This is a genomic window from Exiguobacterium sp. RM11, from assembly GCF_059821525.1.
In genome coordinates, this window is the sequence record NZ_CM187558.1 from 2435270 (window position 1) to 2450021 (window position 14752).

Genomic DNA, 14752 nt, shown 5'->3' on the forward strand with positions numbered 1-14752 from the left:
CCTATTCATAAATACTCTCCCCGACAATCTCCAACAACCCTTCCCGGTCGATGATGGTAATCATCCGCCGATTTCGTTCAATCAATCCTGCCTCGACGAAACGCCGAAGCGTCCGGTTCACATGACGATAACTCGTCCCAATCAAATCAGCGATATCCGTCAATTGGTCGACGGTCGAGCCGAGTGTTTGGTCATCTGGCGTCATCGACAATAAATAACTCGCTAAGCGAACCTCAACGGGATAGAACAAGTTGAAGCTGAGGGATTGCGACTTCCGTTCGAACTTTCGCGTGATTTCTTCTAATAAATAGTGTAACCACGCAACATTTTGGTGCGCATGACGAACCAAGTTCTCGAATCGGATGACAAGCATCTCAACTTCTGTGACCGCTTCAACCGTATTCAAATAAGGGGTTCGTTGAATATATTCGATGTCCCCAATCAAATCGAGTGGATATTTGAAAGAAAGGACGAGACGCTTACCGGTAGCGGAAGTATGAGAGACACGAATCTTCCCTTTCACTAAGAACCGAAGATGCTCCGCTTCATCGCCTTGCGTACAGATGACGTCTCCTGGCTCGTATCGGACGAGCTTCAATTCGTTCTGCGCAGCGACAGGTAAGACAGACAATTCAAATTGCTTCACATACGCGTCAACCATGCATGTTTCCCCCTACCATTTCAATAATATGACGCCCGCAATCATCATGAACACCCCGAACAACTGCATCCCGTTCAAGTTCCGACGCACCATCCCAAACCATCCGCGCCAGTCAATGACGAGCGCGAGCGCCAACTGCGCAATGAGAAACAAGGAAATCGTGAGCGTGACCCCGAGCTCGTGGACGGCTGTCATATTACTGAACAAGATGATTGCCGCGAACGCTCCGCCCGATAAATAGAGCGGGTTCACGTGACGCATCTCGATATACGTGCGGTCGCGTAACGTCAACATGACGAGGAGCGCGACGATGAACCCTGTGAACTGTGTCAACGTCGCTGCTTGCCACGTCCCAATCTGTGAACTGATTAGCGCATTCGCCACACTTTGTAACGTCAAAAAGAAGCCTCCGCTGATTGCAAACAACACTCCTCGCATCGTTCTCCCCCTTTAAGATAGACGAATCAATACAATTCCGATCACCATGACAATCAGACTGATGATTTGCACACCAGTGACCGGGTTCTTCTTCGCTCCGAACCAACCGAAACGGTCGATCAGTAAACTTCCACATAACAGTCCGACAATGACGATGATGACAGCAATCCCCGTCCCGACGATTGGAACAATAAGGACGTTTCCTCCGATGAAGAGCGCCCCGATGATCCCACCGAGCCAGATCCACCACGGTTGACCTTTCAGTTGACCGAGCGGAACGGGTTGGCGTGAGACGAGCAAGATGAGTAAGAGCGCCAACGTCCCGACAACGAAAGAGACCAATGCCCCTTTCAGAGCCGATTCGAGCACCGTACCCAAATAGCCGTTAATGGCCGTTTGCGTGGCACTCATCATTCCTGTGAAAATTCCAAACAGTCGCCAAAGATTCAGGTTCCCGGTGTCCGTTTCCATGGAGACGACCAACTTGCCTCTTCGGCGGTTGAGCCAGTCGGATAAGGCGACCGTTCCGATGACGCCAAGTAAGACGAGCACAGCTCCGAACAAACGAAGCGCCGTGATCGGATGCTCAACGGAGTTGAACCAACCAAAATGGTCAATCAACAAGCCCATCAAAATCTGTCCAAAAATCGGCATGATGACCGTCTGGACACTTCCGAGCCTTGGGAACAACAAGATATTTCCCGTTAAGAACAAGACCCCTAACAGTCCACCGATCCACATCCACCCTGGACCTTCCTGAATCACTGAGCCGTCAAACCCGAATGACTGTCCGGTCAAAAGGAGTAACAGAGATAAAAAGATGGTCCCGACACTAAACGATAAAAACGATGCGACGAACGGGGAGCCGACCACTTGGCGCAAACGAGAGTTCACACTCGTCTGCATCGGCAACAAAATCCCAATCGTCAATCCAATCAAAATAGCTAACATGACTATCTTCCTCGATTCTTCTACTAGTTCTCTATACATTGTCAGCTTACGCCTCCGTACCCAAGAAGAAAAGGACCGATGTCCTCAAATAAAAAACGAACCCTTTTCAGGTGTTCGTTTTGGACTCATGGAAACGCTGATTGCGTGCTTCACGCAATTCTTTCCCAAGTACGTGATGCACATCGAACTTATGCAGATTTCGATTGATGGTATAAGGTGCCAGAATCGACAGCCCACCGATCCCGAATAACCCGGCAATGGCAACGACGGGCGACAACGAATCAGCATAATAGGCGGCTAGTAGGCAGATGTTTGAGACGAAGCAGAGCCACTGGATCCCAAAGTCTGTATACACCAGACGTTGATAACGCGCATCCTCGTTAAAGGTAAGAAGCAGTTTTGTCTTCCGCCACTCGAGACAGAGATATGGAAAAAAACTGATGAACACGATGAGCGGAGCGTACAGTCTGTACTGCGCAGCGATGAGGAATGTCATCACGACGGTCGCGACGGCGACGCCCCACCGCCAACGCCAATGACTGTCATCTTGTTTGAGCAACTGTTCAATTCGCTTTTCTTTCGTCAGCATATGTACTCCCTTCGTAAGATCGATAGTGCTTCGTCACCTCATCCCGTGTCGGTTGATTCGGGTCGGCTTGTCGTAATTGCCGGACGGTCTGATAGTGGGCCCATGCTAACAGGACGATACCTAGACCAATGATGCCCAGGATAATGAAGCCTAGACCGATTGATGAAACCTCAAGGCGACTGAGAAGGACCATTCCTGTGACCGTTCCAATCCAGTAAGAATAGAGGCGGTACAAGCGTTTCGTGAGTAACTCGGCTTTTCCGGACGTCATGGTTTGCAACTGTTTACTTTCTTGACGTGTTAGATACATGAGTCCAGTCGCTGCTAGCGTCGACCCGATTCCCCATATCCACCATATGTCAAAACCGAGCACGAAACTGTTACAGACAATAAGAGCCGCTGTAAGCCAGATGCTCGTATTTTGATGCATTTTCCGATATGCCCCGATATATTGAATTCGTTCTTGTTTCGTCATGACTCTTTACGACCTTTCCTTGAAATATCATCTAACGCATGTTTCAAACGCTCACGGTTTGCCCGGGTCCATTCGCCAGATGTGACGTGGTGCTCATCAAGCGCGGACTGCTTTCGGTCAATCCAGCGTGGAATCAATATGAGACACGGTCCGCCGATGAGGAGCGTCCAACTCATCCACGGTAAGAGATCGATTCCGTTGAAATGCATGACAATCAAAATCACGAACCACATCAGACTGATTAACATGACAGTAAAATCCATTCGTAACAGACGATGATAGCGTGTCGATTCGTTGAAGGATTGCTGTAATCTCATCTTCTTCCATTCAAGCCATGTCGCATAAAGAAGTGCGACTCCTGGTAGGAGAATGCTATACGGACTCCATGTCGACAGAAAATAAATCGATACGCCAAACATGACCACGCTTGCGATTATATTCAGACGATTGAAGCGCTTCTCAAACTGCTCAATTCGTTGAAGTCGTTCCGCCTTGTCCACGCTGTCACCTCAATCTTTCACGAAGTCGAGTTTGATTTCGCGGCGCATCGGTTGATCCGCATCATACTCGGAAATCTGTCTGTCGAGCATCTTCTGTAAGAAATGCAATAAGATGACTCCACTTAAAAAGACAACGAAGAGCGACCATCCCGGCCAACCGATCAGAACGATGAATGGAAAGAGGATGGCTAATAAGACGAGTAGCCCCATTTCCGATACATACTGCCAATCGATGATCCGTTTGGCTTGTTCCACGTTCGTTAACTTCCTGACGAAGCGACGCTCTCGTCCAATGATGTAAAGCATAATCGTGAGTGTGAACGCTAATGGAATGGTGTACATCGGCTCTCCATTAGATTGAAGCACGAGTACGACAAGTCCACCTATCAATATTGCAAGAATTGAGCGCAGCAGGAGCCAACGCTGTTGATAACGATAAATCGTATTGATTCGTTCTTGTTTATTCATCCCATTCACCCTTTCAGAATCGTCGAATCTCGCGACGTGTCGGTTGTTCCGGGTCGAGCCAGCGGATTTGTTGATCGAGCTTCTCTTGAGCCCATAAGATATAAAGCAATGCCCCACCGATGAGAACCGCAGGAATCCAAGACCACTCTATGATTCGAATGGCCAACGGATTCACCAATCCGAGCAATGCGATAAAGAGGAAGTCCAGATGATACTGCAGTGTCACGACACGCTTCACCTGTTCTTGCTCCGACAATTGACTGATTGCCTCTGCTTCATTCGAAAAGAAGTAACGCGTCGCAAGTAACACCCCACCGATGATTGTGAACCCAATCCAAATGTTCCCGTCCGTTCGCATGAGGAAGTAAACTGCAAGACCTGCCGGAAGCGCTAAGAGTAAGCGTCGCAGGAGGCGCTTTCGATTTGATCGTTTGATTGTATGTAGTCGTTCTTGCTTGTTCATCTCATTCACCTCTTATTTCACTATACGGGATGCGCATGAAAAAAGTTCCGTTATTTTACAAATTAAAAAAAGGAGGGATCAACCCTCCTTCCTTTACTTTCGATTCACTTCAAAACTTCTGGAGCATCACCTTGACAGACCGTAATGCCCCTTCGATATGTCCCCCAAACTGCGCATCCGTCTCTGAACCGATCAGATGGAGATGTTCCCCGAGTTCGATTGGACCGTAAACCGGGAATGCTGTGAGCGGCATGAGGTCGTCCGATATCGCCGTTTCAGATTCTGTCGACCAGTCCATATAGTGAAATCGCAAGAAGTCATTCGCTTTCGGACCGTATAACTTCTCCAGTTGCTCAATGACACGTGTCTTCACTTGTCCTTCCCCTAGCGCTTCTCGTTCTCCGGGTGACAGACGGAAGAATCCGAATAGCGCGCCTTGACCGTCAATCTGCGAGGCGTCATGAATCTCTTGGAGCGGACCGACCCAGCTCATCCCAAAGCCAGACAGACCCTCTTCTCGCCAGAACGGTGTCTCGTATACAATCAGTGCCTTCGCCTGAGATGCCATCCAAGTTGGAGTCGTCTTGAGTGCATTTCGCGTTGAAGCTGGCAATTCAGGCTCGATTGTTAGATTGGCGACAAGGCGTGGAGGAAGTGCAAGAATCACGTCATCCGTGTGATGCACCGACCCATTTTGGAACGTCAATTGGAGTCGGTCTGTCTGTCGATCGATGGACGTGAGGCGATGCCCAAGCCGGACGATGTCATCGGGCAACTTCGCGTACAGGGCTTCCACTAAACTCGTCATCCCACCGACTACACGTTTCGATCGGACAATGCTTTCCTCCGGCAGCACATGTCGTTCTGGCGCAGTCGTCGCCTGGCGTTCGAGCACCATCTCCCCTGTCGTATGTTGAAGGAATGACTCGAGTCCAAGTGTATCCACGAGTTCCGAGATCGTCTTCTCCGTATCCGGCCAATACCATGTCGGTCCGAGGTCATAACCGTCCTTCGTCAAGATACGACCACCAATACGATCACGAGCCTCAAAGATGGTGACGTCATATCCCTTTTGATGAAGTTGGATTGCAGCATAAAGCCCGCTGACACCAGCTCCAATGATGGCGATTTGTTGTTTCATCGTACTCACATCCAATCTATTTCATTCAAATAGTCTAGAAGCTGTTGATTTGTAATGTCGCCTTGCCTTAACAACGTATCCCCTTGCTCTACACGCTGTTCTCCCGGGAAATAGAGTTTTAGAATCAATAAGCACGCTTCTACAGTCGTTGCGAAACTTTCATCCTTCACGTTAATCGTCAAATACCAACCTCGAATGACTCGCTTTACGATTGAGCGCTTCTCGATATGTGACATCTCTCCATGAAGTAATTTGGCCTTCGTCGTTTCAATCGAGGAAACTAAATCCTGATTCAGTGCCATGCTCACACGAGCATCCGGCTTCATGAGTGGGAATTGAGTCGAAACATCTTCCCCGTAAACAAACGTACAGAGATGTCTTAGCCAAAAGCCCCATTCAAAACGGTTCGCCGGATCCAGTGCCACATCCAGACGTCCGATATCGTAGTCGATTTTGATGACTTTCGGATGTTCCGTTAGTAGTTGCTCCGTCTGTTCCACCAATTTCGTCGCATCGATATCCTCATGCACGAGCACCGTCAAATCTAAATCCGATTGCCCGGCAACAGCCGTCCCGCGACCGATGCTTCCATATAGGTATATGCTATGTAGCTGTTCATCGAATGCTTCTTTCACCAATTCAATTGATTTGAAGAGGATTGTTTCAAACTCAGGCTGAATATGTTTGATGGACGTTTGGTTGATGACGTAACCATCCTCGTCCGTTCCAAGACGGGTCGGACACTTCAAAGTACGCTGTCGATTTGTTGAATTCATTCTGATCAAGACCTCTTTTCTATATGCTTAGCCTACCGAATGTCTGATATAAAATTCTACTGTCGACCCTGTTACGATGGATGTATTTGGAAGTATAATGGAGTGTAAAGGTAAAGGAGGAAGTTCTCGTGAATATTATCATCAGTTCATTATTTGCAAGTCTTGCGTTTTTCTTACCCATCATCGCCATTGTCTTCGGAATTGTATGGCTTGTCAAAGTGGTTAATCGATTTGAAAAACGCGCAGCAGAAAAACTCGAATTGGAGCGTCAAAACATTGAACAGTTTCGAGTGTTAATTGAACGTCTCGATCGAATCGAACAACAATTGGACTCGAACACAAAACGCAGCTGACTCAGGTCAACTGCGTTTTGTCTTATATTGAGCCATATCTAAATAGGTCACATGTTCCGGGTCATGTTGCTTCATCCGCTGATCAACATGTCTGGATATCATCGACACAACGAACATCAATAAGAACGAAATAATCGTGAAGCTATATATTTCGGTAACAATGATTGCAATCGCAATCCCAATATTTAAAAGCACGACAATCAGCGCGCAAATCAACTCAAGCCACACAGTATGACGATATGCAACGTCCTTATTGAAACGTAGCAACGTCTGTGTGCGTTTCCACATCGGAAGCATCAAAAGGAGTGGAGCGAGCAATACACTTCCAAACAATGCTTGAGCAACGGTGAGCCACCCTAACCACCAAACCAGCAATCCACTCATAATAAAAATCACGGAAAAAATGAAACTCAAATGAATGGTATGAACATGGCTTCGACTTAACTGATCTAGACGTTCCTCGTGTGACATCGTTATCTCCTTTTCACTCAATTGATTTTCTATGGCTACAATCGATTTTATTAAGCTTTATTCTGCTTCATCCCTCTCCAATGCACAAACGCATTCGCAAACCAAATGATTGTTAGTAGCGGAAACATGACGTTCATCCAGTTCGAACGTTCTATGTAGAACAAAGGAATCGCAAGAAAGAGAGCCAAACTCAATATGCCTGCTCCAAGATACATGACGAATAACAATCGATGATTGGATTTCATCGTGAATCTTCTGCACTCAAAATCGAATACTTCACTGCGTTTTTCACGAGCTTGTCTTCAATCGCTTTCGACACATTGATGTTAGCAGCATGCGCGAACGTCAGCGCATAGATCAATACGTCGGCAAGTTCTTCTTCCATCTCCGTTTTTTTCGTTTCAAGCGCTTCTTCACTCGAGATCCACTGGAACACTTCAAGTAACTCACTCGCCTCGAGCGACAAGGAAAGTGCCAAGTCTTTCGGGTTATGGTGAAACGCCCAATCGCGCTCATCTCGGAATTTAATGACCTCGTCCATTAATCGATGTACTTCGTTCATACATACACTTCCTCACTATTAATATTCAATCATGTTACCCACAGTAAAAACTCCACGTCTTACATACTCTTGAATCAGTCGAACGGAAACCTCTTCCGATAAGTCTTCTAATTCAAGTATTTGTTTCAATTCTTCATGAAATGAAATCAACGTTGGTATTTTGTTTTCAAACTTATACGCCTTTTCGAGACGAATCAGAAAAAATGAAACGTCATGTCTCTTTCCGACTGGTAAATCATGCTTTAGTAAGACGTATTCTAATTCCGTTTTTACTGATTATGTAGTATTGAATCTTGCTCAATCACTCGAAGTAGAAGGGATTGAAGCATCTCAACTTGAGATTCTAACTCGAACATGCGTGTTTGCATCTCTTCGAATTGCTTATCCATTGAATAGAGTCACTCCCCTTTACTAATTCGACATACATCTCATTTTACCAAAAGATGTAACTTTCATGTGTAATCATCTTCCTCTTAAGCCCTTCTCTGTAAAATGTTATACTCCAACTAAAAAGGGAGGGATTCGGTGCTTACTTTCCAAAGCGTCTCGGTTCGTCAACAAGATACACTCATTCTCGAAAACATTTCATTTACAATCCAACCAGGTGAGTTGGCCGCCATTCATTGTGGCGTCATTTCCCGAGAAATCATCTTCGGTCTCATCAGTCAGGAGATTTCGACATATACCGGGAACATCAACCACGCTTCAACGCTATCCCTCTTCTCCATCCGTGACGGTTTATACGACCGTCTCACCATCGAGGAATATTTACGCTTCACCAAGCGTCTTTATGACTCATCCGAATCAGTCGACTCGGTGATGCAACAGCTCCAACTCACAACTTACCGCAAGCAACGCCTCCATCGTCTCAATCGTTCCCTTGTCAGACGCACACAGTACGCCGCGCTGCTTCTCCAGGACCGCGACCTGTATGTGTTTGAAGAACCGGACCAAGACGTGGACCAAGAGACACGCCACCTTTTACGCGATATGTTACAGACATTGACGTCGAGACAAAAAGCCGTCCTCGTGTTGACGAGCAACATAGAGAGTGCGCTCTTCATGACATCGACCGTTTATCGGATCGACCATCGTCACTTGCGCCTGTTAGACGTGGAACCAGAAGAAACGGATGAGACAGACATCTCATCTGAGGTCATCCATGTCCGTTTCGAGAAAATCCCGACGAAAGTGAATGAAAAAATCATTTTACTTGATCCTCCTGAAATCGACTTCATCGAAAGTCAGGACGGACAGTCGATTTTACATAGTCAATCGGATCAGTTCCCGAGTGTCTTCACGATGAACGAGCTCGAGACGCGTTTGACTCCGTACGGTTTCTTCCGCTGCCATCGGTCCTATCTCGTGAACTTACAACGTGTGCGCGAAGTCATCACCTATACGAAAAATAGCTTCAGTCTCGTCTTGGATGATTCAGAGAAAACAACGATTCCGTTATCCAAGACAAAAATGGCAGAATTGAAGACGATGATGGGGCTCAAATAGTCTCCATTCACAGTTCTATTCATTTCATTCAACTCCTGATAAGCGCCATTTATCGCCATTTTAGTGCAGCCTTCCCCCATTCCCTATACGATAGAGGCAAGCAAGACGACATCGACAAGGAGGAACGGGAATGGAACCAATCATTCAAGTGAACGGGTTAAAGAAATTGTTTGGGAACGAGGAAGCGTTACATGATGTGACGTTTACAGTTGGAAAAGGAGAAGTGTTCGGCTTCTTGGGACCGAGTGGTTCAGGAAAGACGACGACGATTAAAATTTTGACGTCACAACTCGCACAGACAGCTGGCGATGCCACCGTATTCGGTGTGCCGGTCGCTGACTTGAAACAAGAACAGTACCGCAAACGCATCGGCGTGTTGACGGACAATAGCGGTCTCTATACACGACTTTCTATAGAAGAGAACTTGAGCTTATATTGTGACCTCTATGATGAACCAAAGACCCGGATCGATGAGGTATTGAACATGGTCAATCTTAGCGGGGAACGGAAAAAGCGCATCGACAAGCTCTCTAGAGGGATGTTGCAACGGGTGACGCTCGCACGCGCTCTTCTTCATGAGCCAGAGCTCCTGTTTCTAGATGAACCGACCTCGGCTCTCGACCCCGTCAACTCTCGACATATCTATAAAGGGATTGAACGGTTGAAGGCAAACGGAACGACCATCTTTCTGACGACACACGATATGCAGGAAGCCGAAGAGCTGTGTGATCGTGTCGCTTTCTTACATCAAGGGTCGATTCAACTGCTCGATGCCCCGAACGTATTGCGCAGGAAATATGCGACTGGTTCGATGCGAGTCGAATTGAACAACGGTCAGACGCATGAAGTGACGCAAACCGATGAAGGCGCAGACTGGCTCCATAAACAGATGCGTGCTAAAAATATCGCATCGATCCATTCCAATGAGCCGACACTCGGCGACATCTTTATCGAAGTGACAGGGAGGAAATTATCATGACTTTTTCATTGAAACGCGCACTCGCCATTTTCCAAAAAGACTATAAAGATTTGTCTCGAAACTTGTTCGTCTCGTCGACCTTGATCATGCCGTTCTTCTTCGCTGTCTTCTATTCGCGAATCGGTGACGGCGGCGTCGATATCACGTACTTCGTCATCAACATCACGTTCAGCCTCGTGGCGATCTTCGTACAGTGTGCATTGATTGCCGAAGAGAAAGAGAAGAACACGCTTCGCGGGCTCATGTTGTCCCCGGCGAGTACGCTCGACATCTTGCTCGGAAAGAGTGCTCTCACATTCGTGACGACGATGATCCTCATCGTAGCCTCGACATTTTTGATGGATTATGCTCCGCAAAATCTGGCTGTAATCGCCCTCGCGCTCATCGTCTCGACATTCTTTTATATCGGAATCGGAACGATGTTCGGCTTGATGTCGAAGACGGTCATGGAAGCTTCATTGATTGTCATGTTGCCGTTCTTTTTCTTCTCGTTCTCACCGATGTTGTTGCCACTACAAGACCGTTTCGCCATCATCGGAGTGCTCGAGTATTTACCGAACGTGCTCTTGATTGATGTGGCTCATCAAGTGGAAGACGGTGCGAACTTCGGTGCCGTCGGGCTAGAACTAGGTTTGCTCACAGCTTGGGCGCTTGCTGCATTCGTCGGTAGCGTTTTGATGTATAACCGAAAACAGACGGACTGAAAAAAGAATCGCCTGAGAACGGGCGATTCTTTTCGTATACACTCATTTATGTTGCGCGGGTGTCCAACGCTCCTGTTCACTCGACGCAGGATAATCAATTCCATCCGGATAAGCAATCAGCTCGATGAGTGATCCCCATGGTGCCTTCCCATACACACCTTGGTTATTCCCACTGTCTTCGACACCGGTTAACAGATGCGGTTTCGACAACAACTGCCCACCTGCACGTTCAAAGCGCTGAGCCGCCTCTTGCATATCATCCACATAAATCGCGAAATGATGTAAACCGTACGATGAGATTCCTGTCGGTTCGGTTTCATTTACTCGTGCGACTTGAAACAACTCGATAGACGGTCCTGATTTGATTTGAAGCAGCCGCATATGAATGATTTGTTGTCCGTCTGGTAAGTCCAGTTGCTGCTCCGCTTCTTTCCCTTCCATCGGCTCATCTTCTGGACGTTGCACGTCGTAACAAATCTCAGCGTGGAACGCATCCTTCAAAAAAGTAGTTGCCTCCTCAATAGAAGGCACCGTCATTCCGATGTGATCAATTCCTCTGTTCATGATGAGTCCCCTTCCATTGTTGACGGATCCGATCCATCCACGTCATGACATCCCGTGAATAAAGTCGCGTCTCGTCAGATTCACCAGAAATGACACGGTGCATCGCGTCGATTTCATAGCGTAATGCCTGCTCCGTCTCCCCGAGCTGAACGGTCTCAACCGAGCCATCTTTCGTATACGTGATGGTCGCCTCCGTTGCACGAGGAAACGCATTGACGGTAATGTACCCGTCTTCTCCAGCGACTACTCCTTGTTTCGGTAACTTTGTACGCATCGCAAGGGTAATGTTCACCATCTGATCAGAATCCGTACGAAGGATCATACTTGATTGTTCATCGACCCCGGTTTTGTATGGCTTCATCGTCGTCAACACTTCCACTACTTCTTCGTCCAAGAAATTTCTAGCGAACGATAAGGCGTATGTCCCGATATCGAGCATCGCACCCCCAGCCAATTCCGGATTGAAGAATCGGTTAGACGGATCATCTTCTTTATAACTCCCGAACGTCACATGAATCATATTGACTCGTCCGATTGCACCTTCCTGAACACGCCGTCTCAACTCTTCAAAGAGCGGCATATGATAAATCGTCATTGCTTCGAGCACAATCACCCCTTGATCATCAGCCAGACGTTGAATGTTCTCGAGCTCTTCACTGTTTAGTGTGATGGCTTTTTCGCAAAGGACATGTTTTCCATGTGCGATGGCTTGTTCCATCATCGAATAATGGAGGTGATGAGGTGTCGCCACGTAGACGATGTCGATGTTAGGTGAAGACAACATCTCATCTAATGTTTGGTATACATGTCTCACACCATATTTTTTCGCAAATTGTTCGGCTTTTTCAACATCTCGTCCCCACACCCCGTAGGCAATGCCATCTGATTGCTCGAGTGCTTGAGCGAATTCTGTCGCAATCGTACCTGGTCCAATGATTCCCCATTGCTTCATTTCACTTCCCCCGTTTCTGTTGAATAGACGACTGTATCATGATGCGATGCGACGATGACATCCGTGACGACATCTGTGAACAAGGACGTATCAACCACGCCACGTACTTGAGATAACTGGTGGTGCACCTCAATCGAATCTTCAGACGGGTGGACGACCACGTCGAGTAATCGGTTTCCGTTCACGGTCACCAAGGCCCCATCACTGTTCAAACTTTGACGAACTTGTAGAGATTCCACCCATGGGAGCTCTCGGACTTTCTCGCTCACATAGGTGAATGCTTGTGGAAGAACTTCTAAGACAACCGGATGATCAAACGTCAATTGTTTAACAAATTTAGAATCATCCACCAGTAATACGTATCGCTTCGCCATGGTCGCAATAAGTTTTTCTTCCGTATGAATCCCACCTCCGCTCTTCAAGGCGTGGTGTCGTGTATCGACTTGGTCACAACCGTCAAAGGCAAGGTCGATCAGCGAGACATCCCTCGTCTCAACAACCCGAAGCCCTTTTTCCAGACAAGCGCGTCGTGTGACAAAAGAAGGCGTCACGATTGTCACGTCCAGTTCATTCGCATGAATCATATTGATGAGGTGTTGAATCGTACTGCCACCCCCAAGACCGATTGTCATCCCCGATTCAATCCAAGGGAGCGCGGCTTCCGCACACTTCTCTTTTACATCCATCTGTTCATTCCCCCTGTAACAGTTGTTGGGCCGTGCGATCAGTTGTCACGATGACATCAATCAACCGATGCTCGGCGGCGACTCGAATCGCCTCTACTTTCTCACTTCCATAGGCCACTCCGATTTTAAGCGGCACCTTCGCGAGTTGTTGATGCTCAATATGGACTGTTCGATCCGATAACGAAGTGGTCACGGTCTCTCCATTTTGATTATAGAAGTGCGAGCAAAGGTCTCCGATGATTTGGAGTTCGTTCATTTCTTCGGTAAACGTTTGACCATAGAAAGCCAACCAGTTGGATTCCTGATTCAGTTGGGCCGAACCAATCCCAAAGAGGGCGATGTTCATCCGCCCCCATAGCTTCTCGACTTCTTGAGCATGTGTTGACTGCGTCAATGCTTGTTTGATGGCGGCATTCGGTAAAATAGCAGGAACATCGATTAGTTTCGAACGCCCACGCCATTTCCGTGAGGCGTCATACGCTAACGTGTTCGCATGAAAACGACTTTCGAGCTTTCCGTCCGGCCCACCGATGAGTGGAACACATTGGATAGTTGAATATTCCTCTTTCGGTGTCAGTGCTTCCACGACGGCAGCGAGTGCTGTTCCCCAAGAAAAGCCGATCACATCGTCATCGGTCACCATCGACTCGACGTATGTTGCGCATGCTTCCCCCATACGTTGTAACGTCTCTTCACGTTGTCCTGACTTTTCGGGCACTAAGATGACATGCTTTAGACCGAATTGCTCTTTTAGTTGAGCTGCCACGTCAATCGATTGAAAGCGATCATAATCGATTTGGAACTTCACGATCCCTAATTCCCGAATACGTTTTAACATGCGACTGATAGTTGCCCGATTGACATCGAGCGTCTCTGCAATCTGGTGTTGTGTTTGATTCTGTTCGTAATACAAATGCGCTACTTCGTAAAGCCTCTTCAGTTCTTCTGACATTCAGTCACACCCCTTTGCACAAATGTACACTTAAATGAACATTTGTGCAAATTAGAAAGAGCGACGAATTAACTCGTCGCTCCTGCTTTTCTTATATACTTCGTATTCCAATCAGACTTTCAAAAATCAGTCTTTTTTCGTCAGCAAATTAGTAAGTGTTTTTCTCACTTCTGGATTTTTTGCTAATGCTAATGCGGCACCACTGACTCCTGCTACAATCGATGCCCCCATCCATTTCTTGAACTCCGAATCTTTTTGAAATGACTTATCTACCATTCGTTCAATACGATCATTGAGTTTGTCTCTAGTTTCATCTGATAGGTTTTCTTCTTTAAGTTGCTCGGAAAAGACATCAATCGCTCTATCAATCGTATTGTATACTTTGTCTTGCGATTTTGAGCCAACTCCTCCCATGTTGCTAACGGCATTTATGACGTCTGGAGTATGCTTCAATATCATTTCGTATTGTTGAAAAGGGATGTCATTCATCTCATGTTCATCTCCCATAAGCTGTTTTGCAGATTGAACAATTTCTCCTTTTTCACTCATCACTCTACCTCC

Annotated in this window: 22 protein-coding genes; 4 read left to right on the forward strand and 18 right to left on the reverse strand. The window is 47.0% G+C overall.

Features of this window, described 5'->3' with window-relative positions; genetic code table 11:
- Position 1: 1 nt before the first annotated feature.
- The 10 genes from AC5LIL_RS12680 to AC5LIL_RS12725 form a co-directional block, all read right to left on the reverse strand.
- Positions 2-661, reverse strand: a complete 660-nt coding sequence (locus AC5LIL_RS12680; RefSeq protein ID WP_499824281.1) for a Crp/Fnr family transcriptional regulator — start codon at positions 659-661, stop codon at positions 2-4.
- A gap of 12 nt (positions 662-673) precedes the next feature.
- Positions 674-1099 carry a DMT family transporter gene (locus AC5LIL_RS12685; protein WP_499824282.1) on the reverse strand — a complete coding sequence of 142 codons (426 nt, stop codon included), beginning with the start codon at positions 1097-1099 and terminating at the stop codon, positions 674-676.
- A gap of 12 nt (positions 1100-1111) precedes the next feature.
- Positions 1112-2050 (reverse strand): DMT family transporter, encoded by a 939-nt coding sequence (locus tag AC5LIL_RS12690; RefSeq protein ID WP_499824283.1) that lies wholly within the window; start codon positions 2048-2050, stop codon positions 1112-1114.
- Positions 2051-2156: 106 nt separating this feature from the next.
- Complete coding sequence (locus AC5LIL_RS12695) at positions 2157-2639, reverse strand: hypothetical protein (RefSeq protein ID WP_499824284.1); 483 nt, start codon at positions 2637-2639, stop codon at positions 2157-2159.
- The gene (locus AC5LIL_RS12700; protein WP_499824285.1) at positions 2614-3114 is read right to left on the reverse strand and encodes a hypothetical protein; all 501 of its coding nucleotides are present in this window, start codon (positions 3112-3114) and stop codon (positions 2614-2616) included. The genes AC5LIL_RS12695 and AC5LIL_RS12700 overlap by 26 nt, the downstream gene beginning before the upstream one ends.
- Positions 3111-3614, reverse strand: coding sequence for a hypothetical protein (locus tag AC5LIL_RS12705; RefSeq protein WP_499824286.1), 504 nt, complete (start codon positions 3612-3614; stop codon positions 3111-3113). The genes AC5LIL_RS12700 and AC5LIL_RS12705 overlap by 4 nt, the downstream gene beginning before the upstream one ends.
- 9 nt (positions 3615-3623) lie before the next feature.
- Positions 3624-4082: a hypothetical protein gene (locus tag AC5LIL_RS12710; RefSeq protein ID WP_499824287.1), complete on the reverse strand. Its 459-nt coding sequence runs from the start codon at positions 4080-4082 to the stop codon at positions 3624-3626.
- 13 nt (positions 4083-4095) lie between these two features.
- Positions 4096-4545 (reverse strand): hypothetical protein, encoded by a 450-nt coding sequence (locus tag AC5LIL_RS12715; RefSeq protein ID WP_499824288.1) that lies wholly within the window; start codon positions 4543-4545, stop codon positions 4096-4098.
- Positions 4546-4654: 109 nt separating this feature from the next.
- Positions 4655-5686: a flavin monoamine oxidase family protein gene (locus AC5LIL_RS12720; RefSeq protein ID WP_499824289.1), complete on the reverse strand. Its 1032-nt coding sequence runs from the start codon at positions 5684-5686 to the stop codon at positions 4655-4657.
- A gap of 5 nt (positions 5687-5691) precedes the next feature.
- The gene (locus tag AC5LIL_RS12725; protein ID WP_499824290.1) at positions 5692-6462 is read right to left on the reverse strand and encodes a nucleotidyltransferase domain-containing protein; all 771 of its coding nucleotides are present in this window, start codon (positions 6460-6462) and stop codon (positions 5692-5694) included.
- Positions 6463-6590: 128 nt separating this feature from the next.
- Between AC5LIL_RS12725 and AC5LIL_RS12730 the strand changes: the two genes are divergently transcribed.
- Positions 6591-6815 (forward strand): hypothetical protein, encoded by a 225-nt coding sequence (locus AC5LIL_RS12730; protein ID WP_214685682.1) that lies wholly within the window; start codon positions 6591-6593, stop codon positions 6813-6815.
- Positions 6816-6821: 6 nt separating this feature from the next.
- Here the strand turns inward: AC5LIL_RS12730 and AC5LIL_RS12735 are convergent, their stop codons facing one another.
- The 3 genes from AC5LIL_RS12735 to AC5LIL_RS12745 form a co-directional block, all read right to left on the reverse strand.
- Complete coding sequence (locus tag AC5LIL_RS12735) at positions 6822-7199, reverse strand: hypothetical protein (protein WP_499824291.1); 378 nt, start codon at positions 7197-7199, stop codon at positions 6822-6824.
- A 137-nt stretch (positions 7200-7336) separates the two neighbouring features.
- Positions 7337-7531: a hypothetical protein gene (locus AC5LIL_RS12740; protein WP_214685678.1), complete on the reverse strand. Its 195-nt coding sequence runs from the start codon at positions 7529-7531 to the stop codon at positions 7337-7339.
- On the reverse strand, positions 7528-7848 hold the full coding sequence (locus AC5LIL_RS12745) for a nucleotide pyrophosphohydrolase (RefSeq protein ID WP_499824292.1): 321 nt from the start codon (positions 7846-7848) through the stop codon (positions 7528-7530). The genes AC5LIL_RS12740 and AC5LIL_RS12745 overlap by 4 nt, the downstream gene beginning before the upstream one ends.
- 525 nt (positions 7849-8373) lie before the next feature.
- Between AC5LIL_RS12745 and AC5LIL_RS12750 the strand changes: the two genes are divergently transcribed.
- The 3 genes from AC5LIL_RS12750 (at position 8374) to AC5LIL_RS12760 (ending at position 11037) form a co-directional block, all read left to right on the forward strand.
- On the forward strand, positions 8374-9354 hold the full coding sequence (locus tag AC5LIL_RS12750) for a LytTR family transcriptional regulator DNA-binding domain-containing protein (RefSeq protein ID WP_499824293.1): 981 nt from the start codon (positions 8374-8376) through the stop codon (positions 9352-9354).
- Positions 9355-9484: 130 nt separating this feature from the next.
- Entirely contained in the window at positions 9485-10333 is an 849-nt protein-coding gene (locus tag AC5LIL_RS12755; RefSeq protein ID WP_074034792.1) for an ABC transporter ATP-binding protein, read from the forward strand.
- Positions 10330-11037, forward strand: coding sequence for an ABC transporter permease (locus AC5LIL_RS12760; protein ID WP_499824294.1), 708 nt, complete (start codon positions 10330-10332; stop codon positions 11035-11037). Before AC5LIL_RS12755 ends, AC5LIL_RS12760 begins: the two co-directional genes overlap by 4 nt.
- Positions 11038-11079: 42 nt before the next feature.
- On the opposite strand, the gene AC5LIL_RS12765 is transcribed toward AC5LIL_RS12760, so the two are convergent.
- The 5 genes from AC5LIL_RS12765 to AC5LIL_RS12785 all read right to left on the reverse strand — a co-directional run bounded on the left by AC5LIL_RS12765 (position 11080) and on the right by AC5LIL_RS12785 (position 14740).
- Positions 11080-11601, reverse strand: coding sequence for a VOC family protein (locus tag AC5LIL_RS12765; protein WP_499824295.1), 522 nt, complete (start codon positions 11599-11601; stop codon positions 11080-11082).
- Positions 11585-12553: a Gfo/Idh/MocA family protein gene (locus tag AC5LIL_RS12770; protein ID WP_499824296.1), complete on the reverse strand. Its 969-nt coding sequence runs from the start codon at positions 12551-12553 to the stop codon at positions 11585-11587. Before AC5LIL_RS12770 ends, AC5LIL_RS12765 begins: the two co-directional genes overlap by 17 nt.
- Positions 12550-13239, reverse strand: coding sequence for a ribose 5-phosphate isomerase A (gene rpiA, locus AC5LIL_RS12775; protein ID WP_499824297.1), 690 nt, complete (start codon positions 13237-13239; stop codon positions 12550-12552). Before rpiA ends, AC5LIL_RS12770 begins: the two co-directional genes overlap by 4 nt.
- 4 nt (positions 13240-13243) lie before the next feature.
- Entirely contained in the window at positions 13244-14191 is a 948-nt protein-coding gene (locus AC5LIL_RS12780; RefSeq protein ID WP_499824298.1) for a sugar-binding transcriptional regulator, read from the reverse strand.
- A 126-nt stretch (positions 14192-14317) separates the two neighbouring features.
- Positions 14318-14740: a hypothetical protein gene (locus AC5LIL_RS12785; protein WP_499824299.1), complete on the reverse strand. Its 423-nt coding sequence runs from the start codon at positions 14738-14740 to the stop codon at positions 14318-14320.
- Positions 14741-14752: the final 12 nt, after the last annotated feature.